The 5,013-nt window shown below is 37.0% G+C and carries 8 protein-coding genes; 7 read left to right on the top strand and 1 reads right to left on the bottom strand.

Features of this window, described 5'->3' with window-relative positions; translation table 11 throughout:
- Positions 1-168: 168 nt before the first annotated feature.
- From AC3AX0_RS07030 to AC3AX0_RS07060, 7 genes are all read left to right on the top strand, one after another.
- Positions 169-1,389, top strand: a complete 1,221-nt coding sequence (locus tag AC3AX0_RS07030; protein WP_487549597.1) for a S1C family serine protease — start codon at positions 169-171, stop codon at positions 1,387-1,389.
- Positions 1,390-1,484: 95 nt separating this feature from the next.
- Positions 1,485-1,979: a hypothetical protein gene (locus AC3AX0_RS07035; protein ID WP_487549598.1), complete on the top strand. Its 495-nt coding sequence runs from the start codon at positions 1,485-1,487 to the stop codon at positions 1,977-1,979.
- A complete protein-coding gene (locus AC3AX0_RS07040; protein WP_487549599.1) occupies positions 1,972-2,139 on the top strand; it encodes a CxxH/CxxC protein in 168 nt (55 codons plus the stop codon). Before AC3AX0_RS07035 ends, AC3AX0_RS07040 begins: the two co-directional genes overlap by 8 nt.
- Positions 2,140-2,249: 110 nt before the next feature.
- A complete protein-coding gene (gene rpsF, locus AC3AX0_RS07045; protein ID WP_487549600.1) occupies positions 2,250-2,537 on the top strand; it encodes a 30S ribosomal protein S6 in 288 nt (95 codons plus the stop codon).
- A gap of 15 nt (positions 2,538-2,552) precedes the next feature.
- Positions 2,553-3,008, top strand: coding sequence for a single-stranded DNA-binding protein (locus tag AC3AX0_RS07050; RefSeq protein ID WP_487549601.1), 456 nt, complete (start codon positions 2,553-2,555; stop codon positions 3,006-3,008).
- A gap of 14 nt (positions 3,009-3,022) precedes the next feature.
- Positions 3,023-3,262 carry a 30S ribosomal protein S18 gene (rpsR, locus tag AC3AX0_RS07055; protein ID WP_487549602.1) on the top strand — a complete coding sequence of 80 codons (240 nt, stop codon included), beginning with the start codon at positions 3,023-3,025 and terminating at the stop codon, positions 3,260-3,262.
- A 108-nt stretch (positions 3,263-3,370) separates the two neighbouring features.
- Positions 3,371-4,258, top strand: a complete 888-nt coding sequence (locus AC3AX0_RS07060) for a DMT family transporter (protein ID WP_487549603.1) — start codon at positions 3,371-3,373, stop codon at positions 4,256-4,258.
- Positions 4,259-4,383: 125 nt separating this feature from the next.
- On the opposite strand, the gene AC3AX0_RS07065 is transcribed toward AC3AX0_RS07060, so the two are convergent.
- A partial coding sequence (locus AC3AX0_RS07065; protein WP_487549604.1) for a DMT family transporter occupies positions 4,384-5,013 on the bottom strand: 630 nt, incomplete at its 5' end.

Genomic DNA, 5,013 nt, shown 5'->3' on the forward strand with positions numbered 1-5,013 from the left:
GAGAACAATTTTCCTGAGCTGGCCAAAAGAACGGTGTCCAATATACTAGAGGAAAACAAAATTGATTTAAACAGAGATATTATCCTTGAGATGACCCATAGAGACAGGTGCAGTGCAATAAGAACACTGTAATTCAGATAAAAATCATCTAATACAGGAGGTTTTGTTATGAATAACGACGAATTTGATGGAAAAAATATTGATGAAACTTCAGAAAAATCATCTGAAGAATCCATAAAAGAAACTATGGAGGAACCTGTTGAGGAGCCAGTCTCTAAAAACAGGGGACAAGGGAAAAAGTATTTTTTCACTGCCATGGCGGGAGCACTGGCAGGAGTAATCATAGGCGGCTTTGGAGTATATTACTTCATAGCGTCAAATATTGAAGAAAATGATGGAAACCTGAGTATTATAAGGGAAATAAATGTAAATACAAATGACAGTCTTTACTATGCCTCGGCTGTTGCTGAAAAATCCATGGATACAGTAGTGGGAATTGTAACGACTGAAAAGGTCAATGACATATTCTGGGGAACAAAGACCTATGAAGGAATGGGTTCGGGAGTCATTGTGGATTCCGACGGTTATATATTGACCAACTCCCATGTGATTTCAGATGGAGATGCTGACACAATAAGGGTCAAGTTCATAGACGGCACTGAATCAGAAGGAAAGCTTTTGTGGAACAATGCCACCATTGACCTTGCCATAGTGAAGGTTGACAGAACAGGATTGCCTGCAGCCGAGTTTGGTAATTCAGACGATTTAAGCATAGGAGAGCCGGTAGTAGCTATAGGAAACCCATTGAGCCTTGAACTTGATAGGACAGTGACTGCAGGAATAATAAGTGGTCTAAACAGGTCCATACAGATTGATGAATACACTGTAATGGAACCATTGATTCAAACAGATGCATCAATAAATCCAGGAAACAGTGGAGGACCTCTCTTTAATTCAGAGGGACTTGTAATAGGAATAAACACTGCAAAGATGACATCAGCTGAAGGTCTTGGTTTTTCAATACCAATCAATATGGCTAAGGGTATCATAGATGAAGTTATTGAAAATGGAGTGGTGACAGATGTCTATCTTGGTATCAAGGGCGTTGATGTATCGGTATATGAAAAGCAGCTTAGTGTTGACCTTACACCTGAATACGGAGTAGTGGTGGTTGAAATCTTCAAGGACTCACCGGCGCAGGTTGGAGGTCTTATGGTAGGGGACGTAATCCAGGAAATCGATGGAGAAAAAATTGACGACATGGGAGATGTCCATAGGCAGCTTTTCAACTACAAGCCTGGAGATGAAGCAGTCATGAAAGTCATGAGAAACGGGGATGCGTTGGATCTTATCATGGTTTTCCAAAAAAAGCCTGATGATTTCAATTAAATCAGACGATTGAAATTATGAAATTGTCATATATGTTTGACATATCATGTTAACAGGTTTATTATATAGTAGGTATCAATAGCAGGAGGATTTACATGAGTGGTGTTTTAGTGGTTTACTATAACGGAGACGGTAACAGTGAAAAAATTGCACACGATATTTCGACAAAACTCAACGGAGTTATAGATGAAATTAGAGATGTCAAGTTGCCAAAGGGTACCTTTGGATATATGAAAAACCTTTTTGATGCCTATTTTGAAAATACGGAATCCATTGAATATGAACGGGATCCTGCTAAGTATACATCAATAGTTATAGTGTCTCCCGTAGTTGCAGGAAAGATACCGGCATCTGTAAGGCAGTATCTGTTAGATAATATTGGTAAAATGGAAAACTACGGATTCATAATAAACAGCAACTATACCATAAAGAAGAAATCCTTCAAACGGTACAGGGATTTGATGCCCGAATCAATAGCTGAATTTGCAACTAAGAATACGGATATTGATTTTGAATTCTATTACAAGAGCCTTGAGGATTTTGCCGATAGGATCAGGATAGTAGTTGAAAAGGAAGATGATAGTGAATAAAGAATTTTTTTCATGTGAAGAGCATATAGACATGGCAATTGACGACTATGTAAACTACGAAGGTGAAGCACCTGAAGTCCTAAGAGATTCAGGACATAAATGTAAATACTGCGATAATGTAGCTGTTTATGTTGTGAAACAACCTGAAGAATTTTTATAAATAAATGTATAATATTGCTTGCTTTAAACAGCCGGTAATGATATAATATCAAAGCTTATATCCTTGCTCTTTTGCGAAAAAGGGCCAGAGTCCAAAAGGAGGTGAATATATTGAACAAGTACGAAGGAGTTTTTATACTTTTCCCAAATCTTGAGGAAGAAGTAAGAAATGCTGAACTCGACAAACTTAAAAAAGTTATAGCTGATTACGAAGGTACTGTTGAAAATGTTGATGAATGGGGTCAGAAAAGGCTTGCTTATGAAATTAAGAAGAATAAAGAAGGCTACTACACAATCATTAAATTTACAGCAAAAACTGAAGTAATAAAAGAACTTGATAGAGTTTGTGGAATCAACGAGAGAATGATGAGACATATGATAATCAGAGACGATAAATAGACAGGGGTAGCAGATATGAATAATGTAGTTATTATTGGAAGATTAGTTAGAGATCCCGAATTGAAATTTATACCATCAAGCGGTATGGCAGTAGCAAACTTCACACTTGCTGTAGATAAAGAAATGTCTAAAGACAAGAAGAATGAAATGCAGGCTCAAGGTAAACCAACAGCAGATTTTATACCGATTGTTGTATTTGGAAAAATAGCTGAAACTTGCGCGAATTTCCTAGCAAAGGGCAGAATGACTGCCATTAATGGAAGAATTCAAACAAGGACTTATACTTCAAATGCTGGAGACAAGAGATACATTACTGAAGTTCTCGCCAGCAGAGTTGAATTTATCGACTGGGGAGATAGAAATCAGACAGGAGCAAAAGCTCAGATAAAACCAAAGAGCAATGACAGTTTTCCTGACTTTACCGATGACGATATTTTTCAACCTACTGATGATGACGATATACCATTTTAGAGGAGGTTTGAATAATGGCAGGATTTAAAAACAATAAAAGAAGAAGACCTAGAAAAAAGGTTTGTAATTTTTGTAAAGACAAGGTAACTTACATAGATTTTAAAGATGTAAGTAAATTGAGAAAATACATAACTGAGAGAGGCAAGATACTACCTAAGAGAATCACAGGTACTTGCTCAAAACATCAGAGAACGGTTACAACTGCAATTAAGAGGGCAAGAAGTGTTGCGCTTCTTCCATATGCAGTAGAATAATCAAAAATAAGGTCGTACATTTATGTACGACTTTTTCTTTTCCAAAAATACAAAAGGGACGGTTCTTTTTGTATTTTTGAAGTCTATTTTCCTAAAGGTGGACAAAAGATGAATAAGAACGAATTAAAGATATCACTTCTCATGGTTATGGTGACCGTATTCTGGGCAGGGGCATTCATAACAGGAAAGATGGGAGTACACCTTATGAGTCCTCTTGTCTTGACTTTTTTAAGAATGGCTCTTGCTGCAGCAATCATATTTCCAATAATGATTCATGTGGAAAAAGATAATTGGAAAATAAAAAGGGAAGATGTGAAATATGCTATAGCAACAGGTACTGTGGGAATGATTGGTTATCATATTTTCTTCTTTTCTGCATTGAGATATACAGAGGCATCCAAGGCTGCAATGATTAATGCCATAAATCCTCTTTTGACTGCAATGTTGGCAGCTGTTTTTCTTAAGGAAAAACTTTCATCCAGAAAAGCATTATTCATTATAATAGCCCTGGTGGGAGTGTTTCTGACTTTGTCCGACTGGAATATGGACAATATAATAAACTTTAACTTTAATATTGGAGACCTATTGATGCTTGTAGGTTCCGTGCTGTGGGCAGTATATGCCATAATTGTTAAAAAAGTAATGCATAGATTTACGCCTCTAAAGCTTACAGCATATACCTTTCTTACTGCAGCTGTGATAGTATTTCCATTCGCAGCACCTGACCTGGCAAGAATTGACTTTGCGGTGACAGGATGGATGCCTTTTATGGCTGTTCTGTATATGGCAGTGTTCCCATCGGTTTTGGGATATACTATCCAGCAGATGGCAATTAAGGATCTTGGAGCAGCAAGGACAGCCCTCTTCATAAACCTTGTTCCTGTGGTTTCAACAATATTTGCAGTTATTTTCCTCGGAGAAAAGCTCTTCATGCTCAATATAGCAAGTGGAGCATTGATTATATTTTCGGTAATAATGTTTACGAGACAGAGATAAGACGGATTTATAATCACAAAATGACTGCGATAATTATGAATTGACATTAAAATTGTAAATTCGAATACTAGTAATACTAAAAAGACTTCCTTATATCTCTGCAGATTGCAGGATACTGGAAGTCTTTATATATTTGAACTGTTTGATTGATCCGTATTTTTTTGAAGTTTTTTTTCCTGCACAAATTTAAGATTTGAGCTTTGAACCATATATACTCCCGCGAGTATTATAACCATGGAAAGTACTATTTGAAGGTTTATAGTTTCGCCTAGTATTAAAAATCCAAGGATGATGGCAATTGCAGGATTAACATATGCATAGGTTCCAGCTTTTGCTGCAGGCATCTCCTTCATTATATAAAGGTAGCATGAGTAGGCCACAACACCACAGAATACTAAGTGTCCAAGGGCTGCAACTGCAGGAAGGTTGAAGGAGACTGAGTTAAATGATCCCCTTACAAGGGCCATAATGGTGAAGCATATTCCAGCTGCAAAATTTTGAATTGCGGCCATGTATATAGATGAACATCTTGCTCCAATATTTTTGGAATAAAGTGTTCCAACAGACCATGTAATGCTTGCCATCATTATAATGACAAAGGATTTTATACTGATATTGAGAGTTTCCGAGCTTGAATATACAAGGTAAAATACTCCGGCAAATCCCACCAGCAGGCCTATATATGCCTTTTTTGTAAGGCGGTTTTCCTTGTTGACAATAAACTCCATTATAGCTATGAATAAGGGAACGGTTGC

The organism is Dethiosulfatibacter sp., assembly GCF_983023055.1.

Excerpts from the sequence above, each read along its gene's own strand:
- AC3AX0_RS07030 (WP_487549597.1), top strand. The coding sequence starts at position 169 with ATGAATAACGACGAATTTGATGGAAAAAATATTGATGAAACTTCAGAA.
- AC3AX0_RS07035 (WP_487549598.1), top strand. The coding sequence starts at position 1,485 with ATGAGTGGTGTTTTAGTGGTTTACTATAACGGAGACGGTAACAGTGAA.
- AC3AX0_RS07050 (WP_487549601.1), top strand. The coding sequence starts at position 2,553 with ATGAATAATGTAGTTATTATTGGAAGATTAGTTAGAGATCCCGAATTG.
- rpsR (WP_487549602.1), top strand. The coding sequence starts at position 3,023 with ATGGCAGGATTTAAAAACAATAAAAGAAGAAGACCTAGAAAAAAGGTT.
- AC3AX0_RS07060 (WP_487549603.1), top strand. The coding sequence starts at position 3,371 with ATGAATAAGAACGAATTAAAGATATCACTTCTCATGGTTATGGTGACC.